Genomic DNA, 21,927 nt, shown 5'->3' with positions numbered 1-21,927 from the left:
TCAGCCAACTTCGGCGCGTCCGACGGGTGTGACGCTGCTCTCTGCGGCGCCACCACCCCGGAAGAGTCCGGCGCCCCGGGGAACCTCGATGTCCCCTCCCGCCCGCGAAGACCAGCGACCGCCGCCCGGTCACGGATGTCGTCCGTGCGGTCCGGGCGCAGGGCAGGGGCGGCGGTGCCCCCGCGAGCTATCGCGCTGATCACGCCACCAAGGCTATCGCTCATGACAGGGGCCCCGTCATGAGCCGTATGTGTACAAAACCAGGGGTGGAAGTTTGACGTTCTGCACAGAGGGGAGAGGTGCGGTCCTGTCGTAGGGGTCCGTCAGGCCGCGAGCCGCTCCGCCTCGGCGACCGCCTCCGCCAGCGTGTCCACCACCGGCACGCCGACCACCTCCAGGCTCGCCCGGCTGTGCGAGCCCCCGGTGTACAGCACCGCCCGCGCTCCCACGTGTCTCGCGGCCAGGGCGTCGTCGGCGGCGTCCCCGATCACGACCGTGCGCTCCGGGTCGACGCCGCCGAGGGCGCCGAGGTGCCGCACCATGTGCTCGGCCTTGCTGCCGCCGGACGGTCCGGTCCGCCCGTCGACGCGGAGGAAGTGCGTCTCGATCCCGAAGGCTCTGACCAGGGGGACCAGGTCCTCGTGCCCGTACATGCTGAGGATCGACTGGCTGTGTCCGGCCGAGCGCCAGCCGGTGAGCAGCTCCGTCACCCCGTCGGCCAGCCCGCACCGCACCCGGTGCTCCGTGTAGTAGCGGTGGAAGATCTCGTCCATGACCTCCCACTCCGTGTCGGTGGGCAGCCGCCCCATCAGCCGCTCGTAGAACTTCGGCACCGGCACGCAGTACAGCTCCCGGTACTGCTCCAGCGTGATCGGCGTCAGGCCCAGCTCGGCGAAGGCCGCGTTCGTCGCTCCGATGATCGCGTCCAGGTCGTGGAACAGCGTCCCGTTCCAGTCCCAGACGATGTGCGCCCCTGTCTTCATCCCCATGCCGGAAAACGTACCCGCCGCCACTGACAACCAAGGAAGCCGCGGGCCGGTCAGGCGCCGGGGCCGACCAGGTTGGGGATCTCCTGCGTCGCGAACCACAGCAGCTCGTGGTCGTCGGCGCCGTCCACGACGAACTGCGCGTCGTCGTCCCCGGCGTCGGCCGCCGCCAGCGCCCGGGCCGCGGCGGTCACGTCCGCCTCCGCGTCGTCCGCGTCCACGTGCACCGCCGCCGCCTTCGCCAGCAGCACGGGCCCGGCGACGCGCACCTCGCCGAGCGCGGCCGGGTCGAGGCCGCGGTCCGGGTCGGCGCTCGCCGCGCCGTCGGGCACGTCGACGGCGACCACGACCCGGCGGCGGGGCGCCCCGGGGTCGGCGGCGAGCAGCCGCAGGGAGGCGAGGGCGGCGCGGTTCAGCGCGGCGTACTCCAGTTCCTCCAGGTCGTCCGAGAGGTACCACTCGCGCAGCGCGGGCGTGACCGCGTACGCCACCAGCGGCCCGGTCCCCAGCTCACCCGTCTTGTGCGCCTCGCCGAGGCCGGGGAGGGTCAGGGGGACGTAGACGCGCATGGCCGGCCGCTTTCGTCGAGGTCGTAGGGCTCCGCGGGGACCTGGGCACAGCGGTCCCGCGTCTCCCGGAGGGCCTTCAGGATACGTGCGGGCGTCCCCTTTCGGGTCCCTGCCCGCACCCCCGAAGCCGTCCACCGCACGCCATGGATTCACCCGGTGCGCCCGCGCAGGCACGGGCCCCGGCACCATCACCGTCACCCGGATAAGTGAATCGTCCGGGCCCCCGGCGCCGCCCCCGGCCTCCTTGCACGACGCTCCGGCATCCCCGTACAAGATCAGCCAACAGAAAGTTACTGCCTGGTATCCACACCGGGCCCGCCGAACGGGGACCCCATGATCAAGGTCATGACCAGGAGCCGACGCCGCCCGCCCACGCGTCCGCCAGGCCGCCCGGACGCCCGCCGCCCGGCCGGTCCGCCGCCCCGCACCCCGGGCGGGGGCACGGCCCCCACGGCGGCCCCGGACGACCGCCCGCCGGGCAACCCGCGCGGCCCGGCCCCGCGGCCGACGGACACCCGCCCGCCCACGACCACCGCGGGCACCCGTCCACCGGCCACCGCGGGCACCACCCGCCGACCGGCGTCCCGTCCAGGGGCAACGGTCACCGAGACCCGTCCACCGGCGGCGGTCACCGGCGCCCACCACCCGGCACCGGCCACCGCTCCGGGCCGCCCCGCCGTCGTGCCCGCCCAGACACCCCGCAGGCCCGTATCGCAGCCCCGGCCCACCGACGTCTTCGCCGACCGCCTCCTCGCCGTGCTCAGCGGCCGGCGCCCCGTCCACTGGATGCTCCGGCACACCACCGGGCCCGCCTACGACGAGCTGATCCGGCTCGCCGAGCGCCGCCCGCTGCGCACCCGCGGCCCGGGCGCCGTCGTCCGCGACATCGGCTACTTCGAGCCGCGCCCCGGCGCCATCGAGGCGTTCGCCCGCATCGGCGCCGGCGACCGGCTGCGCGCCATGGCCTTCCGCCTGGAACAGGGCCGCGACCTGCGCTGGCGCTGCACGGCCGTGGAACTGGGCGGCCCCCGCCCGCCCCGCGCCACCGACGACTGAGCGGGCCGCGTCCCACCGCGCACGGTGAAGGGCCGGGCGCCCTCACAGCGCCCGGCCCTTCACCACGTTTCGCTCCTCGCGGAGCGCCCGTCACTTCTTGCGGCGGCGGCCGCCCTTCGCCTGCTTGCGGCGCTCCGCCCGCGTCAGGCCGTCGGCCGGGGAACGCACCGGCTCGTCGTCCGTGGCGAAGTCGCCCTCGATGGTGCCGCCCTCGCCGTCGACGGTCGGCGCGGAGAAGTGCAGGTTCCGCCGCTGCGGCGCGTCCAGGCCCTTGGCGCGGATCTCCGGGCGCCCGCCGGCCTGCGCCGGCACCGCGTCCTGCTGCGCCGGCTCCTCGGAACGGGCGTCCTCGACCGGGACCTCCTCGACCTGCTGCTCGACCTGGACCTCCAGGTTGAACAGGTAGCCGACGGACTCCTCCTTGATGCCGTCCATCATGGCCTGGAACATGTCGAAGCCCTCGCGCTGGTACTCGACCAGCGGGTCCTTCTGAGCCATCGCGCGCAGGCCGATGCCCTCCTGGAGGTAGTCCATCTCGTAGAGGTGCTCGCGCCACTTGCGGTCCAGGACCGACAGCACGACCCGGCGCTCCAGCTCACGCATGATCTCGGAGCCGAGCTGGTCCTCACGCGCCTGGTACTGGTCGTGGATGTCGTCCTTGACGGACTCGGCGATGAACTCGGCGGTGAGGCCCGCCCGGTCGCCGGCCGCCTCCTCCAGCTCCTCGATGGTGACCTTCACCGGGTAGAGCTGCTTGAAGGCGCCCCACAGCCGGTCCAGGTCCCAGTCCTCCGGGAAGCCCTCGGCGGTCTCCGCCTGGACGTAGGCGTCGATCGTGTCGTCCATGAAGTGCTGGATCTGCTCGTGCAGGTCCTCGCCCTCCAGGACGCGGCGGCGCTCGCCGTAGATGACCTCGCGCTGCCGGTTGAGGACCTCGTCGTACTTCAGGACGTTCTTACGGGTCTCGAAGTTCTGCGTCTCGACCTGCGACTGGGCCGACGCGATCGCGCGCGTGACCATCTTGTTCTCGATCGGCACGTCGTCGGGGACGTTCGCCATCGACATCACGCGCTCGACCATCTGGGCCTTGAACAGGCGCATCAGGTCGTCGCCGAGCGACAGGTAGAAGCGGGACTCGCCCGGGTCGCCCTGACGGCCGGAACGACCGCGCAGCTGGTTGTCGATACGCCGCGACTCGTGCCGCTCGGTGCCCAGCACGTAGAGGCCGCCGAGCTTCTCGACCTCTTCCTTCTCGGCCTTGACGGCCGCCTCGGCCCGCTTGAGCGCCTCGGGCAGGGCGTGCGCCCACTCCTCGATGTGCTCCTCGGGGTCGAGGCCGCGCTGGCGCAGCTCCGCCTCGGCGAGGTCCTCGGGGTTGCCGCCGAGCTTGATGTCCGTACCACGGCCGGCCATGTTGGTGGCCACCGTCACGGAGCCCTTGCGGCCGGCCTGGGCGACGATCTGCGCCTCGCGGTCGTGCTGCTTGGCGTTCAGCACCTCGTGCTGGATGCCGCGCTTGCTGAGCTGCTGCGAGAGGTACTCGGACTTCTCGACCGAGGTGGTGCCGACGAGGATCGGCTGCCCCTTGCGGTGCTTCTCCTCGATGTCGTCGACGACCGCCTCGAACTTGGCGACCTCGGTGCGGTAGATCAGGTCCGACTGGTCCTTGCGGACCATGGGCCGGTTCGTCGGGATCGGGACCACGCCGAGCTTGTAGATCTGGTGGAACTCGGCGGCCTCGGTCATCGCCGTACCGGTCATGCCGGCGAGCTTGTTGTAGAGGCGGAAGAAGTTCTGGAGGGTGATCGTGGCGAGCGTCTGGTTCTCGTCCTTGATCTCCACCCCTTCCTTCGCCTCGATCGCCTGGTGCATGCCCTCGTTGTAGCGGCGGCCGGCGAGGATACGGCCGGTGTGCTCGTCGACGATCATGACTTCGCCGTCGATGACGACGTAGTCCTTGTCCTTCTTGAAGAGTTCCTTGGCCTTGATGGCGTTGTTCAGGTAACCCACGAGCGGGGTGTTCACCGACTCGTAGAGGTTGTCGATGCCCAGCCAGTCCTCGACCTTGCCGACGCCGGACTCGTGGATGGCGACCGTGCGCTTCTTCTCGTCGACGTCGTAGTCGCCGGTCTCCTCGATGCCCTTCAGGGGGTTGCCGGCCTCACCGCGCTTGAGGCGGGTGACCAGCTTCGCGAAGTCGGCGTACCACTTGGTGGCCTGGTCGGCCGGGCCGGAGATGATCAGCGGCGTACGGGCCTCGTCGATGAGGATGGAGTCGACCTCGTCGACGATGGCGAAGTTGTGGCCTCGCTGGACCAGCTCGTCCTTGGACCACGCCATGTTGTCGCGCAGGTAGTCGAAGCCGAACTCGTTGTTCGTGCCGTACGTGATGTCGCAGCCGTACTGCTCGCGGCGCTGGGCCGGCGTCATGTTGGCGAGGATGCAGCCGACGTCCAGGCCCAGGAACTTGTGGACGCGGCCCATCATCTCGGAGTCGCGCTCGGCCAGGTAGTCGTTGACGGTGACGATGTGCACGCCGTCGCCGGAGATCGCGTTCAGGTACGCGGGCAGCGTGCCGACGAGCGTCTTGCCCTCACCGGTCTTCATCTCGGCCACGTAGCCCATGTGCAGGGCGGCGCCGCCCATCAGCTGCACGTCGTAGTGCCGCTGGCCGAGGACGCGCTTGGCGGCCTCCCGGACGGTGGCGAACGCCTCGGGCAGCAGGTCGTCCAGGCTCTCGCCGTCCGCGTACCGCTGCTTGTACTCATCGGTGAGGGCCCGCAGCTCGGCGTCGGAGAGGTCGACGAAGTCCTCTTCGATGGAGTTGACCTGGTCCGCGATGCGGTGCAGCTTGCGCAGGATCTTGCCTTCGCCTGCACGCATGATCTTCGAGAGGACGGACACGGGGGTTGGTCTCCTTGCCGGTCGGGCCTGGGACGGTCGGTTTCCGTTTGACGTACTGAGCAACGGCCATCGTATGCGAGGACCCGGGCGCGCCGGGAGGCCTGGCGGGACGACGACCGTCAGGTGCCTTGCGTCTGTTTTTGTCTGCTTCATCTGGCGGCTTCACGATGAACAACGTCCGGGACCCCCGGATGGTGCCGCGCCCCGCACGCGATGTACGCGAAACGTGATCATGCGCTCACCCACCGCGAGGAGCGGTGGCAACCCGTCGCGCCGTGCGGGCGGATCGGCCCGGGACCGCCGTCGACGGCACCGCGTCCCCCTGCACCCGCGCGTACTCCGCGACGAGTTTCCGCAGCTCGGGGCGCGCTGTCAGTGCCACCTCGTATCGTGCGGAGTCATGACGACCCTCCCGCGCCCCAGCACGGAACTCTCGGCAGACGACGCCCGCCGCATCGCCCTGCGGGCCCAGGGATTCCTCGGCGCCCCCGACCGCCGCGCCGGGGTCCGCGGAGTGCTCCGGCACCTCGGCGCGGTGCAGCTCGACACGATCTCGGTCCTCGCCCGCTCCCACGAACTCGTCCCGTACGCGCGCCTGGGCGCCGTCGGCCGCAAGACGGTCGAGCGCGCCTACTGGCAGGACGGCGCGTCGCCGGACGGGCCGCACGCCTTCGAGTACTGGTCGCACGCGGCGTGCATCCTGCCCGTCGAGGAGTGGCCCCACTTCGCCTTCCGCCGCCGCGCCTACCGCAACCGCCCGCACTGGCACCACGAGCTCCCGGACGGCGTCTACGACCAGGTCATCAAGCAGCTCCGCGCCGAAGGCCCGCTGACGGCCACGGAGTTGGGCGGCGCCAAGAAGACCAACGACTGGTGGGACTGGTCGGGCACGAAGGTCGCCGTCGAGCGGGCCCTGATGTACGGCGAGGTGGTGTGCGTCGAGCGCCGCGGCTGGAAGCGGGTCTACGACCTCGCCGAGCGCGCCGTCCCGGCCGCCCTGCTGCACGACGAGCTGGACGACACCGAGTGCGTGCGCCGTCTGGTCCGCCTGGCCGGCCAGGCCCTGGGCGTCGGCACGCGCGCGGACATCGCCGACTACCACCGCCTCAAGAGCGAGCAGGTCGAGGCGGTGATCGCGGACTCGGGTCTGGTCCCGGTCACGGTGGCGGGCTGGGGCAAGCCCGCCTGGGCCGACCCGGCGGCCCTGGAGACGGCTCCGCGCGGCCGGCACCGCACCACGCTGCTGTCCCCGTTCGACTCCCTCATCTGGGAACGGGCGCGCACGGAGCGGATCTTCGGCTTCACCCACCGCCTGGAGGCCTACGTCCCCAAGCCGAAGCGGGTGTACGGCTACTTCGCGATGCCGGTCCTGGCCGGCGGCCGGCTCGTCGGCCGGGTGGACCCGGCCCGCGAGGGACGCACGCTGGTGGCCCGGCAGGTCACGCTGGACGGCCCGAAGGCGGTCCCCGGGGTGGCGCAGGCCCTGGTCGAGGCGGCGAGCTGGGTGGACTGCACGGACGTGCGCGTGGAACGGGTCGACGCGCCGGACCTGCGCGAGCCTCTCACCCTGGAGCTCGCCCGGCTGCTCGCCTGAGCCTCAGCGGATCTCCAGGATCTTCTCCCGCATCGCGTACACCACGGCCTCCATCCTGGAATGCAGCTGAAGCTTCTCCAGGATGTTGCGCACGTGGTTCTTCACGGTGTTCTCGGAGATGAACAACTCCTTGGCGATATCCCTGTTGTTCATCCCCGTGGCGACGAGTTTCAGGACCTCCAGTTCACGGTCGGTGAGCCGGGGCGCGGGCACGAGCCTGCGCTCGTCCGTCCGCTGGATCATCGACTTGAACTCGGTGAGCAGCTTCGACGCCATGGACGGGCTGATCTGCGACTGCCCGTCTGCCACCGCGCGAATGGCGGTGGCCACCTCGTCCGTGGAGATCTCCTTCAGGAGATAACCCGTCGCGCCCGCCTTGATCGCGTCGTAGAGGTCGGCTTCCTCATCGCTTATCGTCAGCATGATGATCTTGGCGCTGGGTGCGACTTCCTTGATGGAGGTGCACGCCTCGATACCGCCGCGCTTCGGCATCCGTACGTCCATCAGGACGATGTCGGGCAGCAGATCCGCGGCCTTCTCGACCGCCTCGGCGCCGTCCCCCGCCTCACCGACGACCTGGATGTCCTCCTCGGCGGCGAGCACGATCTCCAGACCACGGCGGAACAGGGCGTGGTCGTCCACGACCAGGACTCTGATCGGCTCCTTGCGTGAGGCGCCCTCGTCCGGGCCCGTGCCGACCATGCTGTCGTCGGCGTCCTCGGTACGCATCGGTCCGAAGCTGTCCGCCATCGTTCCTCCCCCTGAAGGCTGCGGCCTGCGGTCCTGAGCCATCGCCAACCCAAGGCAACCGCCCACCGGTTGGGCCGTTGCCGCCATGATTCCATGCCCGGACGCCACTGCGATGACAGTGCGGGGGGCGCGCGACGGGCGCACACCGGTGCCCCTTGGGGCGCACACGCGCTCCAGGGGCACCGCCCGCTGTTGTCGCCCCGCGATGTCAGCCGCCGAGCGAACCGCCCGCATCGGGTGAGGGCGCCTGCGTGATCATGGTGTCCGTCCTGAGGTGGATCACGCCGTAGTCGTAGGCGTGCCGCCGGTAGACGACAGCCGGCTCCTTGGTGTCGGAGTCGACGAACAGGTAGAAGTCGTGCCCGACCAGCTCCATCTCGTAGAGGGCCTGGTCGAGGGTCATCGGTGCTGCGGCGTGGGTCTTCTCGCGGACGACCAGGGGGCCGTCACCCTGCACTTCCAGCGAGCCGATCTTCTTGGTGGGCACGGCCTGGGGCTCCTCCGGCCGGCCTGCGCCGGTTCCGTTGAGGGTGGCCGCGCCGGGGACGTGGTCGGCGACTTCAGCGGCCGTGAGGCGGCGCGCGCCGCGCCGGGAGTACCGCTTGTCGTGCTGCTTGCGCAGCCGGGCGTCCAGCTTCTCCGCCGCCAGGTCGAGCGCCGCGTACGGGTCGCTCGCCGCTGCCTCCGCCCTGATCACCGGCCCGCGGGAGCGGAGCGTGATCTCCACTCGGTCAGAGCGGTCGGCCTGTCGGGGGTTGGGCTCCTTGGACACCTCGACGTCGAGGCTGATCACCTTGCCATCGAGCTTCTGGATCTTCTCCAGCTTCAGCTTCTCGGCCACGTGCTTGCGGAACCGCTCGGGCACCTCGGTCTTGCGGCCCTTGACGACGATGTCCACGCAGAACTCCGTTCCCGGATCGCTCCGCTGCGGTGCGGAGCATCTCCCTTTCGCACCAGGCTCCGGCGGAAACCGGAACCTCGGACTTGGTGACTTCCACCTCCTCCCCCATGGGCGAGATCTCCACTCCACCGGCACGGAGGAATGTGGAAAACCCGTGGCACGGCATTCGGATATGGGAGGTGTGGCCTGCGGCTTTCCCTCACAACCGAACATATCTCGCCCGGACGGATGTCGTCACCCTCTACCGCCGCGTACCTCCGTTCCGGTGAATTGACGCTGTCATTACCTGCAACGATGCAAGTTCTCAGTCAGTTCCGGTTTAATTCGAAAGAATCTGGCGATGCCGCGACCACGGCCGCGCGGATCACGTTCCCGGCGCGGTTCGTCCCGGTCATTCGCGGGCCCGTAGAGGGCCCGTACGTCCTCTCCTGCGCTCCCGGCTTCCGTTCCTCACTGCCTTCCCCTCTCACCCGCGCGTACACCGGCGACTGAGCACCCGGATCCGGTTCGGCCGTTTCCCCATGGGGGACGGCCCCGCCCCAGCCGGGCGGCGGGACCGTCCCGCCCCGGCTCCTGTACGGATCAGACGCGTGAGTGTCTCGGTCCGCCTCGCTGTCGCGCCCGCCCCGGCGATCGGCGGCCGCCCGCCCCGCCGCCTCCCGCACGGCTCGCGCCGCCTCCGCGAGGGACGCGCCGGTCGTCATCAGGTCGTCGACGAGCACGACCCGACCACCGGCGAGCAGCCCGGCGCCACCGGCGACGACGGTCAGCGCCCCCGCCAGATTCGCCATGCGCTGCCGGGAGGTGAGCCCCGACTGGTCGGCCACGGCACGCCGCTGGCGCAGCACGGCGGCCACCCGCGCCGGCGTCCCGGCCCGCCTCAGCCCGCCCGCCGCCGCGAGCGCGATCCGCCGCGCCGGGTCGTGCCCACGCGCCCGCACCACCCCGCCGGCGGACGGCACCGGAACGAGCAGCACCGGGGCCCCCGGATCAGCGTCCCGGCCCTCCTCCAGCCCCGCCCGCACCGCTCCCGCCAGAGCCGTACCGAGCGGGCCTGCGAGTGTCAGCGCGCCGCGCTCCTTGTGGGCCAGCAGCACGGCCCGCACCTCGTCCGCGTACCGGGCCGCCGCGTGCACCACCGGCAGCCCGGGCGGCTCCGGCACCGGTCGCACCCGGCTCGGTACGGCCCCGTTCAGGGCGGCACGGCACTCCGGGCAGAGCACCGTGCGAGGCATTCCGCAGCCTCCGCACTCGGCCGGCAGCACCAGGTCGGTGAGGTCCTGCCACCACCCCCGCATGCCCACCACTGTGCCAAGACCGACGAGACCGGGCCACCCCTGTGGACAACCGCCTGTGGAAAACTCCGGCCGCCCGTCCGCGGACTCGGGTCCGGGTCAACTCGGGGCGGCAGTCACCGGCTTGCGGCCCCGCGGCCCGCCCCCGTCACCCCGGATAGACCGGCGCCGTCCCCTCCGTCACCTTCTGCCACTGGGCGCCCGACGGCAGCCGTACGATCCCGTCCTCCGAGTTCGCCACCAGCGGCAGCCGGTCGTCCTGGGACGCGGCGATCTCCTCGACGCCGGTCAGCGCGGCGGGCGCCTGCCCCTCGGGCGTGGAACCGTCGCTCTGGACGTACCGCATCTGCTGCACGCCGCCTTCCTCGCGCCCGACCACCACGAGCCGGCTGTCACCGGCCCACGACATGGCCGTGACCTCCTCCAGTTCGGGGGTCGCGGAGCGCAGTTCGAGGACGGTGACCGCCGGCCGCTCGTCCGACTTCTCGCCCCGTTCGATCCGCCCGATGAGCAGGGACCGCTTGCCGTCCTGCTCCACGACGAGCGCGATCCGCACCCCGTCGGCGGCCACGCGAACGGCCCGGATCCGCCCGTCGAGGCCGGACGTCTCCACCTCGACCGGCTCGCCGGCGCCCTTCTCCAGCAGCAGCAGCCGGGGCTTCGCGGGATCACGGTCGGCCACCCACAGGTCGCCCCGCGCGTCCCAGCTCGGCGCCGTCAGCCGGTCCTCCTCGGTCTTGCCCCGGCTGCGCAACACGGGCTCCCCGAGCGAACCGCCCGACACGAGCGCCCCGACGTACAGCGTCTTGCCGTCCAGGCTCACCCCGGCCGCGGTGTGCTCGTCGCGGGAGACGGCCACCGTGCGCAGCGCGGTGCTGCCCTCGCCGAGGGCGCCCGGCACCGGTTCGGCCCTGGTGGCGCCGACGCCGGTGGGCAGCCGCACCAGCCGGTGGTCGTCGTCGACGAAGTACAGGTAGTCGGGGTGCTGCAGCGAGCCCAGCGCGGCCACCGCCTCGGCCCGCGCCTCGGTCAGCGAGCACAACTGCTTCCCGCCCGACCGCAGTTCGACCTCGTCGACGGTCGGCGTGAGGTTCTGCAGCGTGAACAGCATCTGCGCGGCCATCTCGTCGCACTTGCCCGGGCCGACCCGGGCCGCGCGGGCGTTCAGCGGCACGGTCACCTTGTTCTGGTCGTCGGGCGTCAGCGCGGGGGCGTCCTTCCGCAGATCCGTCCCCGTCGGGAAGCTCGACCTGGCCACGGGTCCGAGCCAGCTCGTCGGCCCGTTGAGCAGCGAGCGCGCCATCTGCGTCATCGGATCCACGCGCCGGCGCACGTACACGGGGTCGGCGACGGCCGACGGCTGCCGGCCCTCCCCGGCCTCGGCGTTCGACGCGAAGTAGTACTTGTTGGCCGACATGTAGTTGCGCTGGAAGTCCGACCTGCCCATCACGACGCCCTGCGGCAACGCGTCGATCCGCCACTGCCCGCTCTCGCGGTCCTTCGTCAGGTGCACCGGCCTGCTGTAGGAGCCGGTGACGGGCACGTACGACTGCTGGGCGTCCACCGTGGCGACCTTGGTGCCGGTCATCGTGAACGCGAACTCCTCGCCGTCCTCACGGCCGCCCACGGGTTCGGCCCTGGTCTCCGGCGCGTCCGCCAGCACCGTCGTGGACAGCTCGGGGCGCCAGGTGCGCGCGGCCTCCTCGGTGAGGTACTTGCCGGCCGTCTCGTAGTTCGGGTCGTCACTGGTCAGCGCCTCGAGGAAGCCCTGCACGATCTCGGACGGCGACGCGTTCTCGTGCGGCGGCATGGCGAACACCCGCACCTGCGTGTCCTGCCGCGGGGTGGACTCCACGCCCCGCAGGTCCCCGCTGTCGGGCATGGAGGCACACCCCGACAGCAGCACGGCGCCGCACACGGCGTACGCCACCGCGCGTCCCGGCTGCCGACGGCCGCCTCCCACGCGGTCAGCGCCCACGAGTTGCCTCCCCTTGCCTGTGCAGGTCCTGCGGCCCACCGGCCGGCCGGCTCGCGTCCTGGCTCCGTGCCGTGGGCGTGTCTTCCCGGTGTACGTCGTCCTGGCCGTTCACGGCCCCGGAGGGCGACTCGGCCGGCCCGTCGTGCGGGCCCACGCCCGAGTCGTCCGACGGTCCCGAGACGCCTGAGGTCCCCGCCGCGGCCCGCGGCACCACGCGCGCGCCGTTGCCGGGCAGCGCGGTCGGATCGGCCGTGGGCGCCGCGGCGGACAGGCGCTGCCCGATCGGGTCGCGGGCGGAACCCGTGGTCCCCTGCTGCCCCGGCTGCCGCACGGGCACGGTGGCGGCCGTGTCGCCGTCCCCGCCGCCTCGGGGCAGACCGGCGTCGTCGAGGCCGCGGTTGCGCCGCGAGTCCGTCGGCTCCAGCGGTATCGGGGAGCCCCGCAGCGGTTCGTCGGCGGTCCTCGGCAGTGTCAGCCGGAACTGCGAGCCGCCACCGGGCTCGCCCCACGCCTGCAGCCAGCCGCCGTGCAGCCGCGCGTCCTCCAGGGCGATGGACAGCCCCAGTCCCGTACCGCCCGTGGTACGCGCGCGTGCCGGGTCGGCCCGCCAGAAGCGGCTGAACACGCGCGTGGCCTCACCTGGCTTGAGCCCGACGCCGTAGTCGCGCACCGCGACGGCCACCGCGCCGCCCGCGGCGGCCAGCTTCACGACCACGTCCCGGCCGTCGCCGTGTTCGACGGCGTTGACGACGAGGTTGCGCAGGACGCGCTCCACGCGCCGCGCGTCGGCCTCGGCCACGACGGGCTGCTGATCGCCGACGACCCGGATCCGCGAGCCCTTGCGCTCGGCGAGCGGCTCGGCACCGCTGACCACCCGGCGGACGACGTCGCGCAGGTCTATCGGCTCGGCCTCCAGAGCCGCGGCGCCCGCGTCGAAGCGGCTGATCTCCAGCAGGTCCGCGAGCAGCGACTCGAAGCGGTCCAGCTGGTCGGCGAGCAGTTCCGCCGACCGCGCGGTCACCGGGTCGAAGTCTTCCCGTGCCTCGTGGATGACGTCGGCGGCCATCCGCACGGTCGTCAGCGGCGTACGCAGCTCGTGCGACACGTCCGAGACGAACCGGCGCTGCATCCGCGACAGGTCCTCCAGCTGGTTGATCTTCAACTGCAGGTTCTGCGCCATCTTGTTGAAGGCCTCGCCGAGCCGCGCGATGTCGTCCTCGCCAGTGACCTTCATACGTTCCTGGAGCCGCCCGGCGGACAGCCGCTCGGCGATGCTCGCCGCCATCCGTACGGGCGTGACGACCTGCCGCACCACGAGCCAGGCGATCGCCCCGAGGAGCACGACGACGAACAGCCCGGCCGTCGCGAGCGTCCCCTTGACCAGGCTGAGCGACTTCTCCTCCTGGGTGAGCGGGAAGAGGTAGTACAGCTGGTACGGGTCGCTGTTCGGGTCGTTGACCTGCTTGCCGATGACCAGGGCCGGCTGGGACTCCTTGCCGGTGTTGGGGTTGTAGACGATGCGGGTGTAGCTCTGCGCGGCGCTCGTGCTGCGGTCGATCCGCTCTCGCAGTTCCTCGGGCACGCTCGCCGTCGGGTCCACCCCGCCGGAGGCCCGGGGCCCGCGTCCGCCGGTGTCGCTCTCCGCGCCGGACGGCGGGAGGGTCACCACGTCGAAGGCGCCCTGGCCGCCGCTCGACAGCGAATAGACGAGGTCGCTCATCCACTGGATGACGTTCTGCGCGGAACGGCCGTCCGGGGTGGTCGCGTCGTCGGCGGGCCCGCTCGCGGCCTCGTCCGCCTTCTGCTTGGCCACCGCGAAACCGCCGGTGGCCTGGCTCTGCGACGCCTTGACCTTGGCGTCCAGCAGACCGTTGCGGACCTGCCCGATGACGACGAAGCCCAGCAGCAGGACGACGCCCAGCGACATCAGCAGCGTGGTGACGACGACCTTGAGCTGGATGTTGCGCCGCCACAGCCGCACGACCGGCAGCAGGGGCCGGCGTATCCAGCGCAGCAGCAGACGGAGGACCGGGCTGCCCTGCACCCCGCCCTGCAGCAGCCCACCCTCCAGGAAGCGGTCCCAGCGGGAACCCGGCGCCTTCCGGCCGACAGGCCGCTCCGCCCGGGCTCCGGAACGGCCCGGCGCCGAAGCGGCACTGTCCTTGGACATGTCAGCTCGGTCCTGCCTTGTACCCGACACCGCGGACGGTCACCACGATCTCCGGCTTCTCCGGGTCCTTCTCCACCTTGGAACGCAGCCGCTGCACATGGACGTTGACCAGACGGGTGTCCGCCGCGTGCCGGTAGCCCCAGACCTGCTCCAGCAGGACCTCCCGGGTGAACACCTGCCACGGCTTGCGCGCCAGCGCGACCAGCAGGTCGAACTCCAGCGGCGTCAGCGCGATCGACTGCCCGTCCCGCTTCACGGAGTGACCGGCCACGTCGATGACGAGGTCACCGATGGCGAGCTGCTCGGGAGCGGGCTCCTCCGACCTCCGCAGCCGCGCCCGGATGCGGGCGACCAGCTCCTTCGGCTTGAACGGCTTCACGATGTAGTCGTCGGCGCCCGACTCCAGGCCCACCACGACATCGACGGTGTCGCTCTTAGCCGTGAGCATCACGATCGGCACCCCGGACTCCGCCCTGATCAGGCGGCACACCTCGATGCCGTCCCGGCCGGGCAGCATCAGGTCCAGGAGCACCAGATCGGGCTTGGTCTCACGGAAAGCGGCCAGCGCCTTGTCGCCGTCGGCTACGAAAGACGGCTCAAAACCTTCACCACGCAGCACGATGCCCAGCATCTCGGCAAGTGCGGTGTCGTCGTCGACGACAAGGACTCGTCCCTTCATAAACGCAATCATCCCATTAGCTAATCGTTACCTGGCGTGACCTGGCACACATCTCGGCTAGCGCCTCAGCCGTCACGGGCGACACGGCGCCCTCCTCCGTGACAATGGCGGTCACCAGCTCGGGAGGCGTCACGTCGAACGCCGGGTTGTACGCCTGCGTCCCCAGCGGCGCCACCGGAATCCCGCCCCCCGCTCCTGTCACCGGCACCTGGGGCGCTGTGATCTCGGTCACCTCGTAGCCGGGGCGCTGTTCGACCTCGATGGACGCACCGTCGGGCGTACCCAAGTCCACCGTCGTCACCGGCGCCACCACGATGAACGGCACGTGGTGGTACCGCGCGAGCACCGCGAGCGGATAGCTCCCCACCTTGTTCGCCACCGACCCGTCGGCCGCGATGCGGTCCGCCCCGATGAGCACCGCGTCCACCTCTCCGGCGGCGAACAGGGAGCCCGCCGCGTTGTCCGTGAGGAGCGTGTACGCGATTCCACTGCGGGCCGCCTCGTACGCCGTCAGGCGAGCACCTTGCAGCAACGGGCGTGTTTCGTCCACCCACAGCCGCCTGAGCCGCCCCGCCCGGTGCGCCGCCAGCGCCACCGCGAACGCCGTCCCCTCCCCGCCCGACACCAGCGAACCGGTGTTGCAGTGGGTCAGGATCCGGTGCCCGCCGGCCGGCAGCAGCTCGTCCAACAGCGCCAGGCCGTGCTGCGCCATCCGGGCGCTGGCCTCGGCGTCCTGCTCGTGCAGCTGCCGCGCCGCAGCCAGTGCCGCCTCGGCAGCCTGACCGGTGCTCCCGCCCCGCGCCAGTGCGGCCTCGTGAGCGGCCTGGGCCCGGCGCACGCCGACTGCCAGGTTCACCGCCGTCGGGCGGGCACCCGCCAGGACGTTCGCCGCCTCGCCCACGTCGTAGCCGCGCGCGGCGGCGAGCGCGACGCCGTACGCGCCCGCGATGCCGAGCAGCGGCGCCCCGCGCACGGCGAGCGACTGGATCGCGTCGACCAGGGCCGACGCATCCGTGCAGACGAGTTCGACCTCCTCTGCCGGCAGCCTCGTCTGGTCGAGAAGGACCAGTACGGGACCTTCGGGTGGTTCCTCCCAGCGAATCGCGGGCTTGTCGTTCGGCCGTTTGTCCTCGCCTGATTGCGCGTGCTGATCAGCCATGCCGCCAGTCTGCCCCCTGTGACGCGGACAACTGAAGGTATGCAGCTCATGCCGCTGCCGGTCACGCGATGACCACCCCATGGCACGATGGCTGCCAACCCGCCGCCGCGACCGCGGACGGGCACCGTGAAGGAGCCACGATGAACGACACTCCGGGCTGGGCCTCGCCCGGATCCACCTCGTCCGAGGGGCAGGAGCCCGGCGCGTCCGGCCCCGCCGAACCCGCCGACCGGCCCGGCCCCGCGCAGCCCGCGGACCAGCCCGGCCAGGAGCCGCAGGGCCCCGGCACGAAGTGGTCGAAGGAACAGCCGCCACCGGCCCAGTGGTCCGCTCCCACCGGCCCCGCGGCACCCGGCCAGACCCCGCCGCCCCCACCGCACGCTCCGGGCTGGGGAACCCCGCCCCCCGGCGGCCCAGGCGGCCATCCGGGCGGATACGGCGGCCCCGGTGGCCACGGCGCCTGGGGCAGCGGCTGGGGCGGCCCCCCGCCCGCGGCCAAGCCCGGCGTGATCCCGCTGCGCCCGCTGGGCGTGGGCGAGATCCTCGACGGCGCCGTCTCCACCATGCGCACCTACTGGCGCACCGTCCTCGGCATCTCCCTGACCGTCGCCGTCCTCACCGAGATCATCGTCGTCCTGCTTCAGGGCCTCGCCCTGGACAACACCAGCACCGACGCCCTCAGCGACCCGGACGCCACCGTCGGCGAACTGGGCCGCGCCATGCGCGACACGATGCTCAACACCGGCGTCGTCTTCCTGGTGTCCCTCGTCGGCACCGTCCTGGCCACCGCCCTCCTCACGACCGTCACCAGCCGCGCGGTACTCGGCAGGCCGGTCGCCATCGGCGAGGCGTGGCGCGACGCCCGCCCGCAGGTACCGAGGCTGTTCGGCCTGATCCTCCTGCTGCTCCTCGTCACCCTGGGCGTCGTCGCGGCCGGTGCGCTGCCCGGCATCCTCGTCATCATCGCGGGCGGCGACGAGGCGGGAGCCGCGCTGACCATCCTCGGCATGCTCGGCGCCGGAGTCGTCGCGCTGTGGCTGATGATCCGCTTCTCCCTGGCCTCCCCGGCCCTGATGCTGGAGAAGCAGGGCATCAAGAAGGCGCTGGGCCGCTCCGCCAAGCTGGTCCGCGGCTCCTGGTGGCGGGTCTTCGGCATCCAGCTGCTCGCCACGCTCATCGCGAACGTCGTCGCGTCCATCGTGATCATCCCGTTCACCTTCCTCGCCGCCGCCCTCAGCGGGGACGGCGTCTCCGGCTTCCTCAACAGCGGTGGCGACGTCGGCTGGACGTTCCTCGTCGTCAGCGGCATCGGCGCCGTGATCGGCTCGATGATCACCTTCCCGATCAACGCCGGCGTGACCGTGCTCCTCTACATCGACCAGCGCATCCGCCGCGAAGCCCTCGACCTCGAACTGGGCCGCGCCGCCGGCGTCCGGGGCTACGGCTCCGACGCGACCCCGGGGAGCTGATGCGGTGAGTTCCACGGGGGGAGTTCTCACAACTGCGCTGTCGCACACCGGCGCGGGAACACTGCTGCGCTCCGGCGACGAGCCGCCCGTCACCCTCCCGCGCGACCCCGCGCGGGAGGCGGCACGGCGCGAGCTGTCCAAGCGCATGTACCACGAGAACGACCCCGGCCTGTTCGAGCGCGCCCTGAACGCGTTCTGGGAGTGGGTCGACCGCCTCTTCGGCGCCGCCTCGACGGCCACCCCGGGAGGCACGCTCGGCCTGCTCGTCGTCATCGTGGCCGTCCTCGCCGTCCTGGGCGCCCTGTGGTGGCGGCTCGGCACACCCCGCCGCCGGCCCGCCTCCGCTCCCGCCCTGTTCGACGACCGCCCCCGCAGCGCCGCCGAGCACCGCGCCGCAGCCGAGGCGCACGCCGCCCAGGGCCACTGGAACCAGGCCGTCCAGGAACGCATGCGGGCCATCGTCCGCGCCCTCGAAGAGCGCGCCCTCCTCGACGTCCGCCCGGGCCGCACCGCCGACGAGGCCGCCTCGGACGCCGGCCTCGCCCTGCCCGCCCACACCGACCAGCTGCGCGCCGCCGCCCGGGACTTCGACGACGTGACGTACGGCGGACGCGCGGGGACCGAGCAGTCGTACCACCGGATCGCGGACCTCGACCGCGACCTCGACCGCACCAAGCCGGCACTGGCGAGCACCAGCACCCACAGCACGGACCACAACGCCCGCCAGGGAGCCGTCGGATGACGACCGAGGCCACGCTTCCGTCCACCTCGGCCTCCCCCACCGCCCGCCAGGTGTGGACCCGCGCGCGGGGCATCGCCCTCGCCGTGGTGCTGCTGCTCGCGGCGGCCGTCGTGCTCGCCGTGATCCGCTCCGACGCCCACCACGGGGAGCTCGACCCGCGCTCCGCCGACCCCGGCGGCAGCCGCGCCGTCGCCGAACTCCTCGCCGACCGCGGCGTCTCCACGCGCGTGGTCACCACCCTGGCCCAGGCCGGTGACGCCGTCGGCCCCGACACCACCCTTCTGGTGGCCGCCCCCGACCTGCTGACCGAGCGTCAACAGAAGCGACTGCGCTCGGCCTTCGCCGACACCGGCGGCCGCACCGTCCTCGTCGCCCCCGGCGGCGGCGCCGTCGAACGGCTCGCGCCCGGCGTCACCGCCTCCCCCGCCACCAGCTTCGACTCCACGCTCGAACCGGACTGCTCGCTGCCCGCCGCCCGCCGCGCCGGCAGTGCCGACACCGGCGGCGTCCGCTACACCACCACCCACCTCGACGCCGACGAGTGCTACCCCAGCCGGCGCCTCGCCACCCTGCTGCGCCTCCCGGACGCCTCCGGCGGCGGCGACACCGTCGTCCTCGGCGCGCCCGACATCCTCCTCAACGACCGCCTCGACGACGAGGGCAACGCCTCGCTCGCCCTCCAACTCCTCGGCTCCCGCCCCCATCTGGTCTGGTACCTCCCCTCGCTCTCCGACGCCTCGGCCGCCGACCCCGACGAGCAGCGCGGCTTCTTCGACCTGCTCCCCTCCGGCTGGCTCTGGGGCACGCTGCAACTCTTCGTCGCGGCAGCCCTGGCCGCGCTCTGGCGGGCACGCCGACTCGGCCCCCTCGTGCCCGAGAAACTCCCCGTGGCGATCCGCGCCTCCGAAACCGTCGAAGGCCGCGCCCGCCTCTACCGAACGGCGAACGCCCGCGACAGCGCGGCCGCCGCTCTTCGCTCCACCACCCGCACCCGCCTCGCCCCCCTCGCCGGCGTCCCCGTAGCCCAGGCGCACACGCCCGAAGCACTGCTCCCCGCCCTGTCCGCCCACCTGCACGGCGACGGACAGGCCCTGCACACCCTCCTCTTCGGCCCGCCGCCCAGCGACGACGCGGCACTCATCGCCCTCGCCGACCGACTCGACGCCCTCGAAAGAGAGGTACGCCGTCCATGATGGACCCGACCACTGACAACGCCGCGCACACCGGGGACCCCGGCGCCGCCCGCGCCTCCCTGGAGGCCCTGCGCGCCGAGATCGCCAAAGCCGTGGTCGGCCAGGACTCCGCCGTGACCGGCCTCGTCGTCGCCCTGCTCTGCCGCGGCCACGTCCTCCTCGAAGGCGTCCCCGGCGTCGCCAAGACCCTCCTCGTCCGCACCCTCGCCTCGGCACTCGAACTGGACACCAAGCGCGTCCAGTTCACCCCGGACCTGATGCCCAGCGACGTGACGGGCTCCCTGGTCTACGACACCCGCACCGCCCAGTTCTCCTTCCAGCCCGGCCCGGTCTTCACCAACCTGCTCCTCGCCGACGAGATCAACCGCACGCCCCCGAAGACCCAGTCGTCCCTCCTGGAGGCCATGGAGGAACGCCAGGTCACCGTCGACGGCACCCCCCGCCCCCTCCCCGAGCCGTTCCTGGTCGCCGCGACCCAGAACCCCGTCGAGTACGAGGGCACCTATCCCCTCCCCGAGGCCCAGCTGGACCGCTTCCTCCTCAAGCTGACCATCCCTCTCCCCTCCCGCCAGGACGAGATCGACGTCCTCACCCGGCACGCCCAGGGCTTCAATCCGCGCGACCTGCGCGCCGCCGGCGTACGCCCCGTCGCGAACGCCGCCGACCTGGAGGCGGCCCGCACCGCGGTCGCCGGGACGACGGTCTCCCCCGAGATCACCGCCTACGTGGTCGACATCTGCCGGGCCACCCGCGAATCGCCGTCCCTCAGCCTCGGCGTCTCCCCCCGGGGAGCCACCGCGCTGCTCTCGACGGCCCGCGCCTGGGCCTGGCTGACCGGCCGCGACTACGTCATCCCCGACGACGTGAAGGCCCTCGCCCTCCCCACCCTCCGCCACCGCGTCCAGCTGCGCCCGGAGGCCGAGATGGAGGGCGTGACCGCCGACTCCGTCATCAACGCGATCCTCACCCACGTCCCCGTCCCCCGCTGATGGCACTCACCGGACGCACCGCGCTCCTCGCGGCCCTCGGATCCCTCCCCGTCGGCATCTGGGACTCGAGCTGGACGGGCATCCTCGCGGTCAACGCACCCCTGGCGGTCGCCTGCGCCTGCGACTACGCCCTGGCAGCCCCCGTACGCCGCCTGGGCCTGACCCGCTCGGGCGCCACCTCGGTACGCCTCGGCGACACGGCGGACGTCACCCTCACCGTCACCAACCCGTCCCGCCGACCGCTGCGCGCCCACCTCCGGGACGCCTGGCCGCCGAGCAGCTGGCAGCCCGGCACGGAAGTGGAAGCCTCCCGTCACCGCCTGAAGGTGCCCGCGGGCGAACGCCGCCGCGTCACGACCCGACTGCGCCCCACCCGCCGCGGCGACCGCCAGGCGGAACGGATCACCATCCGCTCGTACGGCCCTCTGGGTCTCTTCGCCCGCCAGGGCAGCCACCGGGTGCCCTGGACGGTACGCGTCCTGCCCCCGTTCACCAGCCGAAAGCACCTGCCGTCGAAGCTGGCCCGCCTGCGCGAACTCGACGGCCGCACCAGCGTCCTCACCCGCGGCGAGGGCACGGAGTTCGACAGCCTGCGCGAGTACGTACCCGGCGACGACACCCGCTCCATCGACTGGCGCGCCACGGCCCGCCAGACCAACGTCGCCGTACGCACCTGGCGCCCAGAACGCGACCGCCACATCCTCCTGGTCCTCGACACCGGCCGCACCTCGGCGGGCCGCGTCGGCGACGCCCCCCGCCTCGACGCCTCCATGGACGCGGCCCTGCTCCTGGCAGCCCTGGCCTCCCGCGCCGGTGACCGCGTCGACCTCCTGGCCTACGACCGCCGGGTACGCGCGCTCGTCCAGGGCCGCGCGGCCGGCGATGTCCTGCCGGCCCTGGTCAACGCCATGGCGACGCTCGAACCGGAGATCGTCGAAACAAACGCCCGCGGCCTGACCGCCACCGCACTCCGCACGGCACCGCGCCGCTCCCTGATCGTCCTGCTGACCACTCTGGACGCGGCACCGATCGAGGAGGGCCTGCTCCCGGTCCTCCCTCAGCTCACGCAACGCCATACGGTGCTGCTGGCTTCCGTGGCGGACCCGCACATCGCCGGCATGGCCAAGGCGCGCGGCACCACGGACGCCGTCTACGAGGCCGCGGCGGCCGCCCAGGCCCAGTCGGAACGCCACCGCACAGCGGAGCAACTGCGCCGCCACGGCGTAACGGTCGTCGACGCGACACCGGACGACCTGGCACCGGCCTTGGCGGACGCCTACCTGGCTCTGAAATCGGCGGGACGCCTGTAAAAAGGGAAGGGCAAAAAGGAACGGTCGAGGATAAAGGCCGTTCCTGAATACCCCCCAAACGCAGAAAACCCCCGGACCGGTATCCCCGGCCGGGGGTTTTCTCAAAAATTGTTCGGCGGTGTCCTACTCTCCCACAGGGTCCCCCCTGCAGTACCATCGGCGCTGTAAGGCTTAGCTTCCGGG

At 72.3% G+C, this 21,927-nt stretch carries 16 protein-coding genes and 1 pseudogene; 7 read left to right on the top strand and 10 right to left on the bottom strand.

The annotated features are described in order from the left end of the window. Positions 1–323 precede the first annotated feature (323 nt). Together QC282_RS27560 and QC282_RS27555 are read right to left on the bottom strand one after the other, a co-directional pair. Positions 324–989 carry an HAD family hydrolase gene (locus QC282_RS27560; RefSeq protein ID WP_279552282.1) on the bottom strand — a complete coding sequence of 222 codons (666 nt, stop codon included), beginning with the start codon at positions 987–989 and terminating at the stop codon, positions 324–326. 50 nt (positions 990–1,039) lie between these two features. Then, positions 1,040–1,555 carry a hypothetical protein gene (locus QC282_RS27555; RefSeq protein ID WP_279552281.1) on the bottom strand — a complete coding sequence of 172 codons (516 nt, stop codon included), beginning with the start codon at positions 1,553–1,555 and terminating at the stop codon, positions 1,040–1,042. Between the two features lie 333 nt (positions 1,556–1,888). On the opposite strand from QC282_RS27555, the gene QC282_RS27550 reads away from it, so the two are divergent. After that, positions 1,889–2,611, top strand: coding sequence for an Rv3235 family protein (locus QC282_RS27550; RefSeq protein WP_279552280.1), 723 nt, complete (start codon positions 1,889–1,891; stop codon positions 2,609–2,611). Between the two features lie 90 nt (positions 2,612–2,701). Here QC282_RS27550 and secA read toward each other — a convergent pair whose 3' ends face one another. Beyond that, positions 2,702–5,515, bottom strand: coding sequence for a preprotein translocase subunit SecA (gene secA / locus QC282_RS27545; RefSeq protein ID WP_279552279.1), 2,814 nt, complete (start codon positions 5,513–5,515; stop codon positions 2,702–2,704). Positions 5,516–5,915: 400 nt separating this feature from the next. Between secA and QC282_RS27540 the strand changes: the two genes are divergently transcribed. Continuing rightward, positions 5,916–7,109: a winged helix-turn-helix domain-containing protein gene (locus tag QC282_RS27540; protein ID WP_279552278.1), complete on the top strand. Its 1,194-nt coding sequence runs from the start codon at positions 5,916–5,918 to the stop codon at positions 7,107–7,109. 3 nt (positions 7,110–7,112) lie between these two features. Here QC282_RS27540 and QC282_RS27535 read toward each other — a convergent pair whose 3' ends face one another. From QC282_RS27535 to mtnA, 7 genes and pseudogenes are all read right to left on the bottom strand, one after another. Next, complete coding sequence (locus QC282_RS27535) at positions 7,113–7,859, bottom strand: response regulator transcription factor (protein WP_279552277.1); 747 nt, start codon at positions 7,857–7,859, stop codon at positions 7,113–7,115. A gap of 208 nt (positions 7,860–8,067) precedes the next feature. Continuing rightward, complete coding sequence (gene raiA, locus QC282_RS27530) at positions 8,068–8,757, bottom strand: ribosome-associated translation inhibitor RaiA (RefSeq protein WP_279552276.1); 690 nt, start codon at positions 8,755–8,757, stop codon at positions 8,068–8,070. Positions 8,758–9,068: 311 nt separating this feature from the next. Beyond that, a complete protein-coding gene (locus tag QC282_RS27525; RefSeq protein ID WP_279552275.1) occupies positions 9,069–10,058 on the bottom strand; it encodes a ComF family protein in 990 nt (329 codons plus the stop codon). Between the two features lie 145 nt (positions 10,059–10,203). After that, positions 10,204–12,033, bottom strand: a complete 1,830-nt coding sequence (locus QC282_RS27520) for an LpqB family beta-propeller domain-containing protein (RefSeq protein WP_279552274.1) — start codon at positions 12,031–12,033, stop codon at positions 10,204–10,206. A 190-nt stretch (positions 12,034–12,223) separates the two neighbouring features. Continuing rightward, a pseudogene (mtrB, locus tag QC282_RS27515) lies at positions 12,224–14,203 on the bottom strand (MtrAB system histidine kinase MtrB); the annotation flags it as partial. 1 nt (position 14,204) lies between these two features. Next, positions 14,205–14,894 carry a two-component system response regulator MtrA gene (mtrA, locus tag QC282_RS27510; protein ID WP_279552272.1) on the bottom strand — a complete coding sequence of 230 codons (690 nt, stop codon included), beginning with the start codon at positions 14,892–14,894 and terminating at the stop codon, positions 14,205–14,207. A 4-nt stretch (positions 14,895–14,898) separates the two neighbouring features. Continuing rightward, positions 14,899–16,041: an S-methyl-5-thioribose-1-phosphate isomerase gene (mtnA, locus tag QC282_RS27505; RefSeq protein WP_279552271.1), complete on the bottom strand. Its 1,143-nt coding sequence runs from the start codon at positions 16,039–16,041 to the stop codon at positions 14,899–14,901. Between the two features lie 140 nt (positions 16,042–16,181). Here mtnA and QC282_RS27500 point away from each other — a divergent pair, with 140 nt between their 5' ends. Genes QC282_RS27500 through QC282_RS27480 form a run of 5 tightly spaced genes read left to right on the top strand, consistent with a single transcriptional unit; the run spans position 16,182 to position 21,744 of the window. Continuing rightward, positions 16,182–17,510, top strand: coding sequence for a glycerophosphoryl diester phosphodiesterase membrane domain-containing protein (locus QC282_RS27500; protein WP_279552270.1), 1,329 nt, complete (start codon positions 16,182–16,184; stop codon positions 17,508–17,510). A gap of 37 nt (positions 17,511–17,547) precedes the next feature. Continuing rightward, positions 17,548–18,252, top strand: a complete 705-nt coding sequence (locus QC282_RS27495; RefSeq protein WP_279552302.1) for a DUF4129 domain-containing protein — start codon at positions 17,548–17,550, stop codon at positions 18,250–18,252. Further along, entirely contained in the window at positions 18,249–19,445 is a 1,197-nt protein-coding gene (locus QC282_RS27490) for a DUF4350 domain-containing protein (protein WP_279552269.1), read from the top strand. The genes QC282_RS27495 and QC282_RS27490 overlap by 4 nt, the downstream gene beginning before the upstream one ends. Beyond that, positions 19,445–20,434: a MoxR family ATPase gene (locus QC282_RS27485; RefSeq protein ID WP_279552301.1), complete on the top strand. Its 990-nt coding sequence runs from the start codon at positions 19,445–19,447 to the stop codon at positions 20,432–20,434. The genes QC282_RS27490 and QC282_RS27485 overlap by 1 nt, the downstream gene beginning before the upstream one ends. Continuing rightward, on the top strand, positions 20,434–21,744 hold the full coding sequence (locus QC282_RS27480) for a DUF58 domain-containing protein (RefSeq protein WP_279552268.1): 1,311 nt from the start codon (positions 20,434–20,436) through the stop codon (positions 21,742–21,744). Before QC282_RS27485 ends, QC282_RS27480 begins: the two co-directional genes overlap by 1 nt. Positions 21,745–21,927 lie beyond the last annotated feature (183 nt).

This window comes from Streptomyces sp. DH24 (assembly GCF_029813775.1).
GTDB lineage: Bacteria > Actinomycetota > Actinomycetes > Streptomycetales > Streptomycetaceae > Streptomyces.
Note: the sequence above shows the minus strand (reverse complement) of the source record. Positions and strands in the feature narration are given on the sequence as shown.